The following is a 700-nucleotide window of genomic DNA, read 5'->3' on the forward strand; positions in this document are numbered from 1 at the left end:
AGAGGTTGGCGCCATGGACGTCGATGTGCGTTAAGATGACGTCAATGGCCTCGCGAATATCCCGGGCAGGTCCGCGTTCGGGTCGGCGTTTCTTGAGCGAGGTGACCAGTTCATCAAGCCTCTCTCGCATCCGATTAAGGTCCTGCTCCGTCTCGTCCTTTTGGGGTATCGCCGCCAAGCGCAGCACCCCTCGCAGCTCGTCGAACAAGGCCGCACGGCGGCGCAACCGCTCGGTGGTCTGGCGAAAAGGCACCTCGCAATCCACCGGCGCAAGATACCGATGGAGTCGTTCGAGGGCGTTTTTCACCTTCTTGTCCTCAGGCGGGGTTCGTAAAAAAGCATCGGTCGCTCGCAGGGCGGTTGAGCACCGCTCGTACAGATCCAGATAGGGCCGGTCGAAAGGGTAGTCGAGGCCGCTGGCCTGAGCTTTGTAGTCCAGGGTCCACTGCGCGACGGCGCGCACGATGGCCAGACCCTGGTTTCCCGACTTGATACCGTGCCCGCACTCGGCCATCGACTGCCACTGGCGGACCGATTTGCGGGCCTCCTCGATGGACGGGCCGAGCTTGCGCCCGAGGTCCCGGACCAGGGTCCGAAGCTTCGGGCGCACCTTGGTCGAGCGGAACAGGCCGCGCAGTTGGGCATGGGAGGTCTCGAGTAGGTCCTTGCCAACATCCGCCAGGAAGTGCTGGTGGCAGGC

Annotated in this window: 1 protein-coding gene; it reads right to left on the minus strand. The window is 63.6% G+C overall.

The features are described 5' to 3' along the window. On the minus strand, nucleotides 1-700 hold a 700-nt coding region (locus GY769_09930; GenBank protein ID MCP4202242.1), incomplete at both ends, for a hypothetical protein.

It is taken from the genome of bacterium, assembly GCA_024224155.1.
Taxonomy (GTDB): Bacteria; Acidobacteriota; Thermoanaerobaculia; order Multivoradales; family JAHEKO01; genus CALZIK01.